12 protein-coding genes and 1 tRNA gene are annotated in these 17,230 nt (G+C 62.8%); 10 read left to right on the top strand and 3 right to left on the bottom strand.

The window, feature by feature from the left end:
- The first annotated feature begins 72 nt into the window (after positions 1-72).
- From fmt to ACUJ47_RS00660, 3 genes are read left to right on the top strand one after another with little or no spacing between them, the layout of a single operon-like run.
- A complete protein-coding gene (fmt, locus tag ACUJ47_RS00670; RefSeq protein ID WP_445536555.1) occupies positions 73-990 on the top strand; it encodes a methionyl-tRNA formyltransferase in 918 nt (305 codons plus the stop codon).
- The gene (truA, locus tag ACUJ47_RS00665; RefSeq protein ID WP_445536554.1) at positions 987-1,745 is read left to right on the top strand and encodes a tRNA pseudouridine(38-40) synthase TruA; all 759 of its coding nucleotides are present in this window, start codon (positions 987-989) and stop codon (positions 1,743-1,745) included. Before fmt ends, truA begins: the two co-directional genes overlap by 4 nt.
- On the top strand, positions 1,742-2,854 hold the full coding sequence (locus ACUJ47_RS00660) for a zinc-binding dehydrogenase (RefSeq protein ID WP_445536553.1): 1,113 nt from the start codon (positions 1,742-1,744) through the stop codon (positions 2,852-2,854). The genes truA and ACUJ47_RS00660 overlap by 4 nt, the downstream gene beginning before the upstream one ends.
- 3 nt (positions 2,855-2,857) lie before the next feature.
- On the opposite strand, the gene ACUJ47_RS00655 is transcribed toward ACUJ47_RS00660, so the two are convergent.
- A complete protein-coding gene (locus ACUJ47_RS00655; protein ID WP_445536552.1) occupies positions 2,858-3,835 on the bottom strand; it encodes an asparaginase in 978 nt (325 codons plus the stop codon).
- Positions 3,836-3,929: 94 nt separating this feature from the next.
- On the opposite strand from ACUJ47_RS00655, the gene ACUJ47_RS00650 reads away from it, so the two are divergent.
- Positions 3,930-4,005, top strand: a tRNA-Val gene (locus tag ACUJ47_RS00650).
- 23 nt (positions 4,006-4,028) lie between these two features.
- Here ACUJ47_RS00650 and ACUJ47_RS00645 read toward each other — a convergent pair.
- Entirely contained in the window at positions 4,029-4,568 is a 540-nt protein-coding gene (locus ACUJ47_RS00645; RefSeq protein ID WP_445536551.1) for a GNAT family N-acetyltransferase, read from the bottom strand.
- Positions 4,569-4,772: 204 nt separating this feature from the next.
- Here ACUJ47_RS00645 and ACUJ47_RS00640 point away from each other — a divergent pair, with 204 nt between their 5' ends.
- From ACUJ47_RS00640 to ACUJ47_RS00615, 6 genes are all read left to right on the top strand, one after another.
- Positions 4,773-5,300, top strand: a complete 528-nt coding sequence (locus ACUJ47_RS00640) for an RNA polymerase sigma factor (RefSeq protein WP_445536550.1) — start codon at positions 4,773-4,775, stop codon at positions 5,298-5,300.
- A gap of 38 nt (positions 5,301-5,338) precedes the next feature.
- Complete coding sequence (locus ACUJ47_RS00635; RefSeq protein ID WP_445536549.1) at positions 5,339-6,262, top strand: FecR family protein; 924 nt, start codon at positions 5,339-5,341, stop codon at positions 6,260-6,262.
- A 1-nt stretch (position 6,263) separates the two neighbouring features.
- Entirely contained in the window at positions 6,264-8,645 is a 2,382-nt protein-coding gene (locus tag ACUJ47_RS00630) for a TonB-dependent receptor domain-containing protein (protein WP_445536548.1), read from the top strand.
- 88 nt (positions 8,646-8,733) lie between these two features.
- Positions 8,734-11,940, top strand: a complete 3,207-nt coding sequence (locus ACUJ47_RS00625) for an autotransporter domain-containing protein (RefSeq protein ID WP_445536547.1) — start codon at positions 8,734-8,736, stop codon at positions 11,938-11,940.
- A 289-nt stretch (positions 11,941-12,229) separates the two neighbouring features.
- On the top strand, positions 12,230-13,126 hold the full coding sequence (locus ACUJ47_RS00620; RefSeq protein WP_445536546.1) for a TIR domain-containing protein: 897 nt from the start codon (positions 12,230-12,232) through the stop codon (positions 13,124-13,126).
- 11 nt (positions 13,127-13,137) lie between these two features.
- A complete protein-coding gene (locus tag ACUJ47_RS00615; protein WP_445536545.1) occupies positions 13,138-14,913 on the top strand; it encodes a hypothetical protein in 1,776 nt (591 codons plus the stop codon).
- Between the two features lie 10 nt (positions 14,914-14,923).
- Here ACUJ47_RS00615 and ACUJ47_RS00610 read toward each other — a convergent pair whose 3' ends face one another.
- Positions 14,924-17,224 (bottom strand): protein kinase domain-containing protein, encoded by a 2,301-nt coding sequence (locus ACUJ47_RS00610; protein WP_445536544.1) that lies wholly within the window; start codon positions 17,222-17,224, stop codon positions 14,924-14,926.
- Positions 17,225-17,230: the final 6 nt, after the last annotated feature.

Here is a 17,230-nt window from a genome sequence, read left to right as displayed (position 1 = left end):
CACTTTCTTTTTCCCTCGCTCAAAGTAAGGACGACCCTTCGAAAGGCTCACGGTGAACGGTTTTTTGTTTCGATGCGCATAATCTTCATGGGAACGCCTGATTTCGCCGTCCCGGCGCTGGAAGCGCTGCACGGCGCCGGGCACGAGATCGTGTGCGCCTATACCCAGCCGCCGCGCCCGGCGGGCCGGGGCAAGAAGCTGCAACCCTCGCCCGTGCAAGCGGCAGCCGAAAGTTTGGGAATCGAGGTGCGCCATCCCACCTCGCTGAAGAGCGTCGAAGAGCAGGAGCGCTTCGCGGCCTTGCAGGCCGACGTTGCGGTAGTGGCCGCTTACGGCCTGATCCTGCCGCAAGCGATACTCGACGCACCGAAGCACGGCTGCCTCAATATCCATGCCTCGATCCTTCCGCGCTGGCGCGGTGCCGCGCCGATCCATCGTGCGGTGATGGCGGGGGACGAAGTGACCGGCATCACCATCATGCAGATGGAAGCGGGGCTCGACACCGGCCCCATGCTGGCCAAGGCGACCACGCCGGTCGACCGGAAGACCTCCGGCGAACTGACCGCGGAATTGGCGGAACTTGGCGCCCAATTGATGCTCGAAACGCTCGGCAAGCTCGATCGCCTCAGCGCTGAGCCACAGGATGATGCGCAGGCGAGCTATGCCCCCAAGATCGACAAGGCCGAGGCGCGGATCGACTGGGCGCAGCCTGCCGAAGCGATCGAACGACTGGCGCGCGGACTCGCGCCATTCCCCGGCGCGTGGTTCGAGCTTGAAGGCTCCAATGGGCTGGAACGCGTAAAATTGCTGCGCGCCGAGCTGGCGGCGGGCTCGGGCGCGCCAGGCGAAGTGCTCGATGAGGATTTCGCCATCGCTTGCGGTTCAGGCGCGATCCGCCCCCTACGGCTGCAGCGCGCGGGCAAGCCAGCGATGGACCGGGCAGAATTCCTGCGCGGGCGGCCAGTGGCGAAGGGCACGATCCTGCCGTGACCCGTTTCGCGCTCACCCTCGAATTCGACGGCACGCCGTTCCAGGGCCTGCAGCGGCAGGCGCACGGGCCCAGCGTGCAACAAACGGTCGAGGAAGCGGCGCAGGCGGTGACCGGCGAAAAGGTGACGCTGCACAGCGCGGGCCGCACCGACACCGGGGTCCACGCGCTGGCCATGCGCAGCCATTTCGACATGGGGAAGGAGATTGCTCCCTTTCGGCTGATGGAAGCGCTCAACGCGCATTTGCGGCCAAATCCCATTGCAGTGACCCATTGCGAGATCGTGCCCGACGATTGGCACGCGCGCTTTTCCTGCTTGGGGCGCGCTTACGTCTATCGCATCGCCAACCGCCGTGCGCCCTTGACGCTCGATCTCAACCGAGCCTGGCAAGTACCGCAGGAACTCGACGAAAAGGCGATGCACCGCGCCGCACAGGCACTGGTCGGGCTGCACGATTTCACCACCTTCCGCTCGGCGCATTGCCAGGCCGAAAGCCCACTCAAGACGCTCGACCGGCTCGATGTCGAACGAATTGGCGAGGAAGTTCGCATCCACGCCGCAGCACGCAGTTTCCTGCACCACCAGGTGCGCAGCATGGTAGGCTGCCTTGCCCTTGTCGGCATGGGCCGCTGGCGCGAGGAACAGCTTGCCGAAGCGCTGGAAGCGCGCGACCGACAGGAATTGGGCTTGAATGCACCGCCCCACGGCCTCTACTTCGTGAGGGCAATCTATCCAGGAGAGGACACTACGACATGAGCACCACCGGAAAGCAGCTTTTCACCACGCTCGAAAGCGATGGCACGCTCACAGTCGCGATCGAGGAAGTGACCTTCCCCGACCCCACGGGCAACCAGGTGCTCGTGAAGATGGAAGCGGCGCCCATCAACCCCTCGGACCTCGCAATCCTGACCGGCGCAGCCGATCTCGAAAACGCCGAATATTCGCACGGCAAATATGTCGCGAACATGCCCGAACCCTTCAACACCGGGTCCAAGGCGCGCCACGGCGCAAAGCTGCCCGCCGGCAATGAAGGCGCGGGCACGGTGGTCGCCACGGGTGACAGCGACATGGCGAAGGCGCTGATGGGCCAGCGCGTCGCTTGCGTGCCCGGCAATGCCTACAGCCAGTATTGCATCGCCGATGCGGCGATGTGCCTGCCGCTGGGCGATCATTCCTCGGAGGACGGCGCGAGCGCCTTCGTCAACCCGATGACGGCGCTCGGCTTCGTCGAGAATGCCAGGATGGATGGCGCGAAAGCGATCGTCCACACCGCCGCCGCATCGAACCTTGGCCAAATGCTGATCAAGATCTGCCAGGAAGACGGGATCGAGCTGGTCAACATCGTGCGCAAGGCAGAACATGTCGACATGCTCAAGGGCCTCGGCGCCAAATACGTGGTCAACTCGTCCGATGGCAACTTCATGGCGCAATTGCGCGATGCGATCGATGCGACCGACGCCTTCTATGGCTTCGACCCGATCGGCGGCGGGCAGGCGGTCGACAATGTGTTCAAGGCGATGGAGCAGGTCGCGGTCAGCAAGATGACCGAATACAGCCGCTATGGATCGAACCAGCAGAAGCGCATGTTCATATACGGCAGGCTGGACCTCGGCCCGACCATCCTGACGCCCAGCTACGGCTTCGGCTGGACGCTGTCGGGCTGGCTGCTCACGCCGTTCCTGCAGATGGCGGGGATGGAAACGATGATGCGGATGCGCAAGCGCGTGCTCGACAACCTCACCACCACTTTCGCCAGCAGCTACAAGCGCCGGGTCAACCTTGAAGAGATGCTGACCAAGGACGCCGTGACCGATTATCGCGCGATGAAGACGGGCGAGAAATACCTCGTCACGCCTTGGAGCTAAATTTTAGCGATTGTCGAACGCAGCCTGGATCGCGGCGGGATCGGTGATCCCGTTCGCGACCAGCAGCATCAGCAGGATTCGCGCCTTAGCCGGGCCGAGCGCGCGAGCGGCGACAAAGCCGTTCTCATCGTCCTCCGGCTCGCGGTCGACAAGGCTTTCGTCGGTGCGGCTGGCGCGCACGACAACCAGCCCCTTTCGTGCAAGGCGGACAAGCTCTTGCCGCACCGGCTCGGGCATGTTGCCTTCGCCCACGCCAGCCACCACGATTCCACGCGTCGAATCGCCAATCATGCAGGCCAGCGCATCCGGCCGCATCCCGGCATAGACATAAAGTATCGGCACGTCGGGCAGATCGTCATGCCATTCGAGCCGCGCCTCCACATCGCTTCGCCACGGCGCGCCGAACCAGTCGAGCGAGGCAGGCGTCACCAGCCCAACCGATTCGCGCGGGAAGCCGCGGAAGGCATCGACCTCGCGCGTGCGCACCTTGCGCACATCGCGTGCGGCGAACACGCGGTCCCCCATCACCACCAGCACGCCGCGCCCGGCCGCTTCGGAATCGCATGCTACGCGCACAGCATTGGCGAAGTTCCTCAGGCCGTCATACCCAACGGCATCGGCCGGACGCATCGCGCCCACGACCACCACCGGCTTGGTGGCGGGTAGAGTCAAATCGAGCAGGAAAGCGGTTTCTTCGAGCGTGTCGGTGCCATGCGTCACGATCACGCCGTCGCAATTACCGTCCGCGAGTGCGCCCATGATCGCCGGATGAAGGTCGCTCCAAACCGCCGGGCCCATGTCTGCCGAATCGATATTGGCGATCTGGCGGCCGGACAGTTCCGCCTCCAGCCCCAGCCCGCCTGCCTGTTCGAGATAATCCTCGATCCGGATCTGGCCCGCGCGATAATCCCTTGCGATCGCGGACCCCGCAATCCCGGCGATGGTGCCGCCCGTGGCAAATACTGAAACCCGTTTGATCATTATGGCGCCCGCCTAAACCGACCGGCAAGCAATGGGCAATTGATTTTGCGCGAAGCCACGCTAGATAGCGCGCTTCTCCGCAGCGAGGCAGGGGGGGCGGTTAGCTCAGTTGGTAGAGCATCTCGTTTACACCGAGAGGGTCGGCGGTTCGAGCCCGTCACCGCCCACCATGCCTTGATCGACGGCCAGGGCGCTATCGGGCCGGAGCGTCCTTGCAATAGACAATATGCGGGCGCAGCAAATGCCCCTCCTCGATCCACGGGTGGTCGAAATCGAGTTCGGGTGTCCTGGTCATGCCGAGCTTTTGCATCAGCCGCCACGAAGGCTCGTTGCCGATCACAGTCATCGCCACGATCCGGTCGAGGTCCAGATTGCCGAAGCCGAACTCCATCGCCGCCGATGCAGCTTCGAAGGCATAGCCCTTGCCCCAGGCGTGCCTCGCCAGCCGCCAGCCGATCTCGACCTCCCCCTCGATCGGGCAAGCGAAGCCGACATGCGCGATGCCCACAAAGCCGAGGAACGCCTGGTCTTCGATTCGCTCGACCGCCCAAAACCCGAAGCCGTGCCGCTCCAGATGCACTTCGATCCGGTCCCGGATCATCACTTCGCATTCCTCGCGGCTGAGGAATTTGGGGAAATGCCGCATCACTTCAGGGTCCTGCCCCATTTCGCTGAACGGATCGAGGTCGCTGGCTTTCCAGCGGCGCAGCAACAATCTTTCGGTCTCGATCATCTGGCTTCCTTCATGCGGCGGGCTCGCCCTGCCCGAATTTCAAAGTATCGGTTCATCAAATCGCGACGTGCAGCGCTTCCCCTTGGCCCGATTTGCGACTAGTTGCTTGCGCCTTACGCTGGCCGCGCACCAATCTTCATTGTAAATCGCTCAACCACGGCAAATCGTCGCTCAAATTCCGGAACCTTCGGCGCACCCCATACCATGACACAGACACCGCAAGCCGATGGACTTGCTCGCGCCTTTGTCGAGCATCGCGAGCGGTTGCTGCGCTTCCTGCTGGCGCGCGGGGCGGGCGATGCTGCGGAAGATTTGCTGCACGAAGTGTGGGTCAGGATCAACACCGCGGCGACAGGCCCGATTTCCGCACCCCTGCCCTATCTTTTCCGCGTCGCCGACCTGCTGATGATCGACCGCTATCGTTCCGAGCGCCAGGCCGCGCTGCGCAATCGCAATTGGAGCGAAGCGACTGGCGGAGACGATCCCGGCGTTTCGGACGCGCCCTCGGCCGAACGGAAACTGATCGCCGAACAATATTTGCGCGAAGTGAGGCAGGTTCTCGACTCGCTCGGGGAAAGGACTTCGGCCATTTTCCGGCGTCATCGCATCGACGGGATCCCGCAACGCGCGGTGGCCGAGGAAATGGGAGTGAGCCTGAGCACGGTCGAAAGCGATTTGCGGCGTGCCTATAGTGCGCTGGCGGAACTGAAGGAGCGCATCGATGAGGCATGAACCGATCGTCTCCGTCTTGCAGTCAGGAGTACAAGATCGTGACGCATGACAATCAGATCCTTGAGCAAGCTGCCGCTTGGGCAGTGCGCACCGGCGAGCCCGATTTCGCCGATTGGGACAGCTTTATCGAATGGCTCGAAGCCGATCCTGCTCATGCGGAAGCCTATGATCGGGTCAAGGCCGGCGTGGAGGATGCGGCCGAGGCGCTTGGCGATGCCGCCGCTCCGGTAAACGACAACGAAACGGCGGGGCCCATGGTCAACCGCCGCTGGTTTGCGCTGGCGGCGAGCATGGCTGCGGCGATCACGGCCGTGTTCGGCGCGTGGCTGCTCAACGACCCGACCTATTCGATCGAGACGCAGCCGGGTGCCTCGCGCCTCGTCCAGCTGGAGGCGGGCGGCGAAGTGTACCTGGCCGGAGGCTCCAAGATGACCTTCGACCGCGACGACCCGAGCGTAGTAGTGCTCGACCGCGGGCAGGCACTGTTCACGCTGGCGCATGACGCGGATCACCCCTTCCGGGTCGAAGTGGGTGACAATACGCTGGTCGACATCGGCACGGTTTTCGACGTCAAATTTTCCGGCACGAAGATCGCGGTCGCTGTTTCCGATGGCGCCGTGCTGCTCAATCCCGATGATGAAAACGTCGAAGTCGCGAAGGGACAGCTGCTGACGCTCGACGAAAGTCGCGCTTCGTATGAACTCGGCGCGGTTTCGCTGTCGCAAGTCGGCGAATGGCGTGAGGGCAGGCTCACTTTCCGTGACGAATTGCTGGTCGACCTCGTCGCCGACCTTTCGCGCTCGACCGGCATCGACTTCGAAGTTGCGCCCGGTGCTTCCGACATGCGCGTATCGGGCAGCCTGTTGTTCGCTCCGGTCCGTGACGACCCGGCATCGCTCGGCGCGCTGCTCGGCGTCAGCGTGCGCAAATCGGGCGAGAAGTGGGTGATCTCAGCCAGCTGAAATGCGCCTGCTGCCCGCCTTTATCGCGCCTCTGGCGGCACTGCTGGCCGTTTCGGCCAATGCACGGGACGTCGAGATCGCCGTTCCTGCCGGCAAGGCGGGTGACGCGGCGGTGATGATCGCACAACAGACTGGCTCCAGCGTGGTCATCACCGATCGCGCGCTCGCCAAGCGGCGCGTGCCAGCGATCCGCGGAACGCTTTCCGCAGAAGAAGCGATCCAGCAACTCGCAAGCGCGGCCAACGCCACTGCGGTGCGCATCGGGCAAAGCAGCTGGCGGCTTGTGCCGGTAAAGGCAAGCACCCGGCGCGCCGCCCAGCCGCCGCGCAAGATCGCCGCTATAGTGACTACCGCAGCACCGCTGGAAGAGGCAGCACCCGAACCAATCGTCGTCATCGGCAGCAAGCGCGACACGCGGATCGAGGACTATCCCGGCCATCTCACGATGGTCGATGGCGAGGAGCTTACGATCGGCGGAGTCGGCGGGACCGAGAAGCTCGCACGGCGCATGTCGTCGCTCACCTCGACCCATCTCGGCAGCGGGCGCAACAAGCTTTTCATTCGCGGGATCGCGGATTCGAGCTTCACTGGCCCCACCCAGTCGACGGTGGGCCAGTATTTCGGCGATTTGCGGCTCAGCTACAATGCGCCGGATCCTGACCTGCGCCTGTCCGATCTTGAGCGCGTCGAAGTGCTTGAGGGACCGCAAGGCGCGCTCTACGGTGCGGGTTCGCTCGGCGGCATCATCCGCCTCGTCCCCAATCTGCCCGAGCCCGGCTTTGCGAGCGGATCGGCCGCCATCGGCGGCAGCGCCACACAGCATGGGGCATTGGGCGCGGATGCAAGCGCCGTGATCAACCTGCCTGTGGCAGGCGATGTCGCGGCATTGCGGCTCAACATCGATGCCGACAGTCAGGGCGGCTATATCGACAAGCCGCTGCTTGGCAGGCGCGACGTCAACCGAACCGACACGATCAGCGGCCGCGCGGCATTGCGGGTCGATGCAGGCGGCGGCTGGTTCGTCGACATGATCGCGATCGGCAAGACCACCGACGGCGATGACAGCCAATATGCCGACCGTGATGGTCCACCCCTGTCGCGCGCGGCAAGCGTGACCGAGGGCTTTGCGGCGGATTATGTGCAGGGCCAGCTGGTCGTGTCGGGAGAGCTGGCCGACGATATCCTCATCCGCAGTTCGACCGGCCTTAGCTGGCAATCGGTCAAGGAGAATTATGACGCGACCGCGCCGGACGGACCCGAGCGCATATTCGTGCAAGCCAATGACACGGACATGATCGCCAATGAAACGCGCGTCTGGAAGCCGCTCGAGGGCGACTGGGGCTGGCTGGTCGGCGCGAGCTACGTTCACAACCGTTCGACGCTCAACCGCTCGTTCGGTGCCCCCGATGACCCGCTCCCTTCGGCCGGCGTGCGCAACGCCATCGACGAGCTCACGCTCTATGGCGAAGCCAGCAAGCGGCTCGGCGATATTCTGGTCGCCAGCTTCGGTGGACGCTTCACCGCCTCATGGCTGGGCGGGTCAGGCACGAACATCCGGTTCTTCGCGCTTACTCCGGAAAGCGTGCGCTTGCTGGAGGCGAATACATCTAGCCGACGCGAGACTGCATTCCTCCCGGCTTTTTCAATTGTCGCCACCCCGCTGGATAAGACCTCGCTCTATTTCCGCTACCAGGAAGGGTTCCGGCCCGGCGGGCTGGCGGTGACCGGCGACTATGTCAGCCGTTTCCTTAACGACCACGTATCGACGATTGAGATCGGCGGACGTTACGGGAGGCAGGGGCGAGGCGACTTCAACTTCGCGGCCAATGTCTCGTTCACCAGGTGGAAGGATATCCAGGCCGACTTCATCGACCCGGTCGGCCTGCCGAGTACCGCCAACATCGGCGACGGGCGCATTCTTGCAGCGACAATTTCGGCCGGGTTCCAAATCACCGACGCGCTGCGGCTCGATAGCGGCTTCACGGTCAACGACAGCGATGTCGACAAGCCCGTTCCCGAGATTCTGGCCGGGCCGGTCACCCAGATACCCAATATCGCTGCGTTCACCGGGCGCTTCGCCTTCGAATACGTACGGCCCGTTGGGCGCGACCTCGAATTCACCGCCAATGGCTGGGCGCAATTCATCGGCCGATCTCGCCTTGGTGTCGGCCCCGAACTGGGCGAAAGCCAGGGCAATTATTTCGATTCCGGTGTGGACCTGCGCCTTGGCAACGATCGCTTCGGCCTGTCGCTGGGGGTCTCGAACCTGACCGACGAGACCGGCAACCGGTTTGCGCTGGGTACCCCGTTCACGACCGGGCGGGCGCAAATCACGCCGCTGCGGCCGCGCACGCTGCGGCTGGGAATCGACGCTTCCTTCTAAAAAAATATGGCTGCGGCCAAGGCTGCGGCCAAGGCTGCGGAGTTTTGTCTCCGTCTCCTGAGCAAAACCGTTCAGGAGTTACTTGCAGATGTACCGCAGCCTTATGGCCTCCACGGCCATTATTGCCATTACCCCCGCGCTTTCGGCCGCGCCGATTTCGACACCGGTCACTGCGCCGGTGCAGACCTCGACCGCCAACGCTGGCGCGCCCGGAGAAGTGTCGATTACCAAGGACGGCTCGGTGACCATCACCGGCGGCGGAACCGCTGTAAGGATGGACACCAATCACAACGTCTCCAATGCGGGCAACATCACCGTCAACAATGCCAATGGGGCGCATGGCATCGTTGCCATTGCCGACACCACGGGCAACATCGTGAACACGGGCAATATCGAAGTTGCCGAAAGCTATACTCCGACCGACACCGACAATGACGGCGATCTCGATGGCCCCTTTGCAATCGGGAACGGCCGATACGGGATCCGTACGCTGGGCGCGCACACCGGCAATGTCGTGAATGACGGCAAAATCACTGTCGAAGGCAATTATTCCGCCGGTATCTGGCTGGGCGGCACGCTCACCGGCAATTTCACGCACAATGGCACGACGACCGTGGTGGGGGAAGGCAGCACCGCAATTCGCGCAGAAGCCATCAACGGCAACGTCCGCCTCGCCGGCACGGTCTCAGCGACCGGTGCGGGAGCGGTCGCCGCACAGTTCACGGGCGACGTTAACGGCACGATGGAAGTCCAGGGCAACATCAAGTCGACCGGCTATCGCTACACGACTTCGCCGACCGACCCCTCGAAGCTCGATGCAGACGACCTGCTTCAGGGCGGATCCGCGCTGATGGTGGAAGGGAATGTTACAGGTGGCATTCGCTTCGCCATCGCCCCAAAGGATACGAACGCCGCCAACAAGGACGAAGATGGCGACGGCATCGACGATGACAAGGAAGGCAATGCCAGCATCCTGACCTATGGCGCCGCGCCTGCGGTCGTCATCGGCTCAGCCAGTCGCGACATCACCATCGGTGAGATCGCCAACAGCGCCTCGAAATTCGGCATTCTGGTCGATGGCAAGATCGCCGGACACGGCGTATACGCCGGGGTTGACGGAAACGGCATGCTTATCGGCGGGCGCGGCGGCAGTGTCACCATAGCCAACGGTATCGGGGTTGCCGGCGAAATCGCCGCGACGTCGAGGGATTCGGACGCCACGGCACTGCGCTTCGGTTCGGGAGCGAGCACGCCGCAGCTCCAGAATTCGGGCACAATCAGTAGCGTCACGGGCAACACCACCGGGGCCATCAGCACGGCGATCCGGGTCGACGCGGGCGCCAACCTGCCCACGATCCGCAATAGCGGCACCATCAAGGCGACTGCCGGCGAAAAGGCGACCGCAATCGCGATCGTCGATGCCAGCGGCACCGTGACGCTGGTCGAAAACAGCGGTGCAATTGTCGCCACTGGGGCAAAGGCCGATTCCGGGCGGAACATTGCGATCGACCTGTCGGCCAATACCACCGGCGTGACCTTGCGACAGACGCAAGTCGGTGCGGGGGTTGCTGCTCCCTCAATCGAAGGCAACATCCGCCTCGGCAGCGGCAACGATCTTTTCAGCGTCGCCGACGGCAAGGTCGTGGGCGACGTGACCTTTGGCGGGGGCAACGACACGTTCAACCTCTCGGGCGATGCGGTCGTTTCGGGTAAAGCCACCTTCGGTGCAGGCAATGATGTGATGAGCCTGCTGGGGACCTCCATCTTCTCTGGTACCGTCGATTTCGGCGGTGGCAGCGACACGCTCACACTCGGCGGGACGTCGCGCTTCAGCGGCTCTGTGCTGAACGCGGGCGGCCTTGCGGTTACCGTCAACGGCGGCGTGCTCGACATTCGCCAGCCTGCCACGCTGGGCTCGCTCAACCTGGGCAAGGACGGCGTCCTGCTCGTCACGCTCAACCCGGCATCGGGCGATGGAACCGCCCTGACCGTCACCGGAAACGCGGTGATCGAAAAGGATGCCACGCTCGGCATCATCCTCGCCGATGTGCATGATGCGGAAGGCCGTTATGTCGTGTTGTCGGCGGGCACGCTGACCGGCGCCTCGGGCCTCAAGGTGAATGACGATTTCGTACCTTTCATGTTCAAGGCAACCGTGGCGAACAATGCGGGGCCTAACCAATTGGCGATCGACGTTGCTCGCCGGACTACGACCGAGCTGGGCCTCAACCTGGCACAATCTGCGGCATATGATGCTGTTGTTGAAGCCCTGGCGAATGACGAAGACCTTGAAGAAGTCTTCCTCGCTATCACTGATGCCGACTATTTCCGCTATACGGTCGGCCAGATGCTGCCCGACCATGCAGGTGGCGCCTTCCTGGGCGTAAGCCAGGGCATACGCGCCTTTTCGCGCCAGCTGAACGATCCGATCGGACCGGTGTATCAGACCGGCGATTTCAACCTCACGCTGAACGCAGCCGGCTGGGGTGCGGACAAGGACGAAGGCGAATCTGCAGCGATCGACCTAAACGGGCTCGGCCTGTCGGCAACGGGCGCGATCGAAACCGACCTGGGCGCGTTCGGCGTATCGGCCACCTGGCTCTGGAACGAGTATTCCACCGGCAACAACAAGTATAACAATGTCCTGTCCAATACTTATGAACTGGCTGCACATTGGCTTGGCAAATGGGGTGGATTCAGCGCCTTCGGCCGCGGTTCGATTGGCAAGGCCGATTTCGAAGGAAAGCGTATCTTTGCCGGCAAAGTCGGCGACACGCCGATTGAGAAGAAGATTCTGCGCGATTGGGGCGGCACGGTCACCAGCTTCACCGCGGGTGCGTCGATGGAGGGTGGCTGGCGCTACTTCTTCTTCCGTCCGCAAGCATCAGTCGACTACATCAAACTGAGCGAAGATGGCTATACCGAGGATGGTGGTGACGAAGGCCTGCCGCTGACGGTGGAAAGCCGCAGCAGCGACGAGCTCGCGGTCAATGGCGGAGTTGTCCTTGGCATCGATTTCGTCGGCATGGGGCAATACGAAAAGAACTGGTTCCGTGTCGAAGGCGAAGGCGGCTGGCGCGAAGTCGTCGCGGGCAAACTTGGCTCGACCACGGCCCATTTCGAAGACGGCGAAAGCTTCACGCTCGATCCGGAGCAGAGCACGGGCGGCTGGTACGCCTCGCTCAAGGCGATGGGCGGCAATTCAGTATTCACTTTGCTTGGCGAGCTCGGTCTTGAGGACCGGCTTGGCGGAACGGCGTACACGGTTCGGGGATCATTGCGCTTCGGCTTCTGATCCCCGCCTTATGGACGCGTCGGGCTGAATTACCCCACCGCCACACCCGCCCGGCGCGTCCACCCACTCTTTGGAGTGGCCTCGTAAACTTGCCGCTCGGCCTCCTTGGCCGGGCGGCATTTTTGTTGGTAGTCGAAAATTTTCCTGGAACCTGGTCAATCCCGCCGCACTGCATCGCCACCGGTCCGGTTGATCACATTTGCGTAAGCGTGTGTCCTATCGGGGGACTTTAGGTTTTGAATTGATATGCGGCATTGCAATAAAAACAGAATTACCGCATCTTTAACCAGTGCAACTAGGGGCCATGGCGTTGCCTGAAACGGATATTTTCATCTCCTATAGCCGGGAGGATCGCGCGAAGGCGCGCGTCGTGGCAACCTGCCTCGAACGCGAAGGCTTTGTCGTGTGGTGGGATGCAGCGATCCATTCGGGCGAAAGTTTCGACATGGTGATCGAGCGGCAATTGGCCGAAGCCAAGGCTGTCATCGTGCTGTGGTCCCCCAAATCGGTCAACTCGCGCTGGGTTCGCGCCGAAGCATCTTCGGCGGATCGCTCCGGCAAGCTGGTACCCGTCGTAATCGAACCTTGCACCCGGCCGATCATTTTCGAATTGCTGCACACGATTGAACTGATCCATTGGAACGGCGACGTCGCCGACCCCGCGTGGGAACAGTTCCTGCTCGACCTGCATCGTACCATCCGCAGCAAGCGCCAGCAGGCCGGCGCTGTGGAAGCGGCCCCTTCCCCCGCGGCTAATCCTGTAATCTCGCCTGCAGCGTCACCGTCGGCCTTCCCGTCATTCGCGGCGACTGATGATGACGATGAGGACGAAGCCTATGAGGCGACGCAGTTCTCTGCATTCGAGCCTGCGCCGCAGGGGCCCGAACATTTCCTCCATCTGGTCGTGAACGGACGAGCCGAGAAGCAGTTTCCGATCGGCGCCGGACTGCACATCGGCCGGACCGCACCTGCAGAGGTGATCCTGGCAGACCCGCATGTGTCGCGTCGGCACTGCAGGGTGGAATTGGATGGCGACGATCTGATCGTGCACGATTTGGGATCGACCAATGGCACCTTTGTCGATGACGAGAAGGTTGTCGGGCAAGCAATCCTGCCGGTTGGCTCGGTGCTCAAGATCGGGCAGTGCGAACTCGTTCACGAGCTCAGGACTTCGGCACTCGCTTGACTTCATCGCACTTGACCAGCCTCCACCCGCCTCGCCCCAAGCTGACGCTCAACGTCGGTATCACCGGCCACAGGGCGCATGTGCTGAGCGATGCGATCGTGGCCAAGCTCGAGACGAGGATCGACCGCTGTTTCGAGCGGTTGATGGCGGCCGCTCAAGCAATTAGCTCTGATCCGCACAGCGTGTTCGCCGATGCACCACCACTTCTGCGCTTGCACACAGCGCTGGCGACAGGCGCTGACCAGCTTGCCGCCACTGCCGCCAAGAAGCGCAACTACCAGGTTCGCGCACTGCTGCCCTTCCCGGTCGACGAGTATCGCCGCGACTTCTCCGACAGCAGCGAGCATCGCGAGTTCTGCGAGCACCTTGAGGCGGCCGACAGCTATTTCGCCTTGCCGGGAACACGCGAGGCGGAGAACCACGCCTATGTCATGGTCGGCAAGGCGGTAATTGCCGCTGCGGACGTGCTCATCGCCGTGTGGGACGGCAAGGAAGGCAATGGCCCCGGTGGGACGGCCCATGTCGTCGACCTGGCACTGCGCGGCGGAGTGCCGGTGCTGCATGTGCCGGTGGACCGCGAAAACGAAACGCTCGGCAAGACCCGGCTGTTGACTGGCGGAGATATTGTCGATCCGGAGATCGCACCGCTCGAAACCGATGACGACCTTGAAGCCATCGTCCGCGACGTCCTGACCCCTGCCGTCGAAATGGGATTAGGCGACCTTGAGACATTCTTTGCCGAAGAGGAAGTGACCTTCAATCCACGGATCGAATACCCGCTCTTGCTGGCGATGCTGGGTGTAAAGAAATTGCCCTCGGCGCCGTGGCACCAGATGCCGCTGGCCGATGCGCTCGAGAGCTACAAAGCCAAATTTGGATCGGGATACGAGCGGCAAGCGCTCGCCTATGAATGGTCCAATTTCCTGGCCATTCGCTATGCGCAGCTATTCCGTGGCGGCCACATCACAAACTACATGCTAGCGGCACTTGCTGTCCTGACGGCGCTCGCCGGCCTGCTGCTTCCGGACATCAAGGCGTGGCTGGTGGTCGGCGAACTCACGCTGATCGGAATGCTGCTGTTCAACACCAAGGTCGGCAGTGAAGGCGGCTGGCATCGCAAATGGCTGCAATATCGCCATCTGGCCGAATGCCTGCGACCACTACCATATCTCAAGCGCACCGGCCTCGTCGGACCGCCCTTCCGCAACGAACATGTCTCCGCGAGCCGCGGCCGGGGCGCAGTGGGTGACTGGACCCGCTGGTATTCCGCAGCGATCTGGCGCGAAATGCCCAGCCCTGACGGAACCATGGATGCACAGGCCATTCGCGATCTGGCCGACGAGGTTGTGCAAAACGACGTCGAAGACCAGGTCGCCTATCACCGCATTAACGCTAAACGCATGCACGAGCTCGACCACCGCCTGCATCTGGTCGGCGAAGTGGTGATGGCCAGCGTCATCGCGGCATGCGGGATCTACCTAATCTTGAACGTGGCGGCCCCACAACTGCTCAAGGACCTCAAATACGGCTTTGTTTTCGTGACGGCCGGCTTCCCTGCGCTTGGCGCAGCCGTGTTCGGCATGCGTGGTCATGGCGAGCATTTGCTCGCGGCCAGCCGCTCGGCGAATACCGCCAATTCGCTTGCGACCAATGCCCAGAAGCTTGCGCAAGTGCGCGATATCGAGGCGCTGGCCGGTGAGCTCGAGCGGACGGCGGAAATCATGCTGTCCGACCTCAACGAATGGACGGTGGCCTATAGCGAAAGGTCGCTACAGGTTCCCGCTTAGGCGGGCCCGACTATCGCAGGGTCAGCTGCGACCGCTTGAGCAGATCGGACAGGTAAGCGCGCGTCTGGTTAGCCTTGGCGATCGACTGAACGGCATCTGCATCGGTGATGTTTCCGCGCATCGAAGCCTCAAGCCCATCGAGATATTTGTCATAATCCCGAGCCGCGGTCGCCGCTGCCTGCCGCACCCTGTAATCCTGCTTTTCCTGCTCGGTGGCGTTGGAACCCGGGCGGTTGCGATCCTCCAAACGGATAACTTGCCGCGCGATCGATCGGGCTCCGCTCAGCGCGCTCGCAAAATCGCGACGGCTACGATCCGAAACCGGTGCGCCACCGCCCGCACTGGCGGTAGGAGTATCGCTGGGTTGCGGAAGGATAGCGGCGGGTTGCGAACTCGCCAAACTCGCCACTTCGTTCGGCTGCGCGTCCGGATTGTCCGATTTAGCGGCGAGCCGCGCGGAAGCCACGAGGCCGCTCAATTGGCTGAACGAGCCGATCAGTTCTCGGGTCGAAGCGACCGCTGCTTCGGGCTGCTCGCTGGCCTTGATTGCTGCAGCGCTTTTCTCGAGCGCAGCCACGCCGTCCCTCATCCGCTGCGCATTGCGCTGGCCGGGCTGCTGGACCGAGGACACCAGCGATCTCGCCTTGGCCACGGCTGCGAGGCCGAAACCGGCGAGCGTCGTGATCGTGGTCTTGGGAACGCCTGAACGTCCACCAGCTTCCGCCGCGCCCGAAGCGGGATCAAGCATCGCCACGAGATCGCGTGGCATACCAGCGGTCCGCGCTTCTTCAGCCAGCCTGGCAGCTGTCGCGGCATCGATCTCGGTCGTCGCCACGCCCGCAAGATCTTCCGTGAGCGCAATCGAGTCCGCCGGAGTGCTGGGACTCTCGGTGTCGGATCCGGTGAGCGACCAGCCGACGATAGCGATCAGCGTCACCGCCGCCACGCCGCCTGCAATTGCCTTCGTCGGAAGGCCGCCCTTGCTTTCAGGCTTCGCCCCGGCTGGCTTGGGCTTCTGGTCGGATTTGCCTGCCTTGTCCTTGGCGGGCTCCGCCTTGGCTTTGTCTGCCGACTTCTCTGCAGCGGGCGGAACAAGCTGCGGCTCGGCCACGAAGCCTTCGACTTCGGTCGACTGCGGTGGAGGCGTTTCTGCCAAGGGCTCTTCCTTGGCTTTCGCCTTGTCCTTGGCCTTCGTGGACGGTTTCGAAGCGGCCTCATCGCTCGCTATTGGCGCAGGCTTCGCTTCATCCGCGCGCTTGCTGAATTCGGCCTTGCTGGGCGTGTCGGGTACGCCTGTCTCGATCTTTCGATCGGAACCGGCAAATCCTTCCTTGGCCGGCGCTACCGGCACTATGCTCGGCGTCGTCGTGTCCCAGGTGCCGATGCGAGTTGCCGCTTCCTCTTCGTCGTCCTCTTCCTCGATGGCGGCCCCGTCGAGCATCGCGATCCACTCGGAAATCGATTGCGGACGATCTGTCGGCCTGACTGCCATTGCACGATCGACCGCACTCAGGAATCCGCGGCTGAACCCCGGCCAATTCCCTTCAACCAGCGGCGTTCCGGCGTCCCCATGCATCCGCTCAAGTACTTCCGCGGGCTTTTCGCCGGTGATGCACTCGTAGAGCACTACGCCGAGCGCGTAGATGTCGGTCCAGGGCCCTTGCGGGAAAGTGCGGACATATTGCTCGATCGCCGCATAGGGCGGCGTGTGGAAGGTGACCTTGGTGCTTGTCGCTTCACCGGATTCGAAGCGAGCCGAGCCGAAGTCGATCAGCACCGATCGGCCGTCGTCATTGATGATGATGTTGGGTGGCTTGATGTCGCGATGCAGCACGCCAACGCGGTGCGCGCGTTCGAGCCCTTCTGCGATCGGCAGGATCATTGAGCGCAGGCTGGCTTCGTTGAATTTCTGGCCTTTTTTCAGCATGCGAGACAGCGAAGTGCCGTCTTCGAAGTCCATCACCATGTAGGCGGTGCCGTGAATCTCGAACAAGCTGCGCACGCTCACGATGTTCGGGTGGCGCGTTGGCGTGGAGAGATTCCACAGCAGTTTGGCTTCCTCGACGAACTTCTTCAGCCCGAGCGCATGGACCTCCTCAGCATCGGAATCGATCGGAACGACCGTGTCATCCTCTCCCCGTTCGCTGATGGAGGAAGGGAAATATTCTTTGATTGCAACAAGTTCGTTGAAATATATCCCGCGGCCCTTGTAGACGATCCCGAAGCCTCCGACGCCAAGGACCTCTTCGAGGCGCCATTCGCGCAGCACCGTTCCGGCTGGCAATGCACGATTGCTATACGCCTTGCTCATTGGGCT

Source organism: Altererythrobacter sp. Z27, assembly GCF_052683155.1.
The sequence above is the reverse complement of the archived record's forward strand: the minus strand, read 5'-3'. Positions and strand labels throughout refer to the sequence as shown.

What these genes read in the sequence shown, in the direction of transcription:
- ACUJ47_RS00645 (WP_445536551.1), bottom strand. Translation starts at nt 4,568, where the DNA reads ATGATCGAGACCGAAAGATTGTTGCTGCGCCGCTGGAAAGCCAGCGAC.
- ACUJ47_RS00610 (WP_445536544.1), bottom strand. Translation starts at nt 17,224, where the DNA reads ATGAGCAAGGCGTATAGCAATCGTGCATTGCCAGCCGGAACGGTGCTG.
- ACUJ47_RS00630 (WP_445536548.1), top strand. Translation starts at nt 6,264, where the DNA reads ATGCGCCTGCTGCCCGCCTTTATCGCGCCTCTGGCGGCACTGCTGGCC.
- ACUJ47_RS00660 (WP_445536553.1), top strand. Translation starts at nt 1,742, where the DNA reads ATGAGCACCACCGGAAAGCAGCTTTTCACCACGCTCGAAAGCGATGGC.
- fmt (WP_445536555.1), top strand. Translation starts at nt 73, where the DNA reads ATGCGCATAATCTTCATGGGAACGCCTGATTTCGCCGTCCCGGCGCTG.
- ACUJ47_RS00625 (WP_445536547.1), top strand. Translation starts at nt 8,734, where the DNA reads ATGTACCGCAGCCTTATGGCCTCCACGGCCATTATTGCCATTACCCCC.
- ACUJ47_RS00655 (WP_445536552.1), bottom strand. Translation starts at nt 3,835, where the DNA reads ATGATCAAACGGGTTTCAGTATTTGCCACGGGCGGCACCATCGCCGGG.
- ACUJ47_RS00640 (WP_445536550.1), top strand. Translation starts at nt 4,773, where the DNA reads ATGACACAGACACCGCAAGCCGATGGACTTGCTCGCGCCTTTGTCGAG.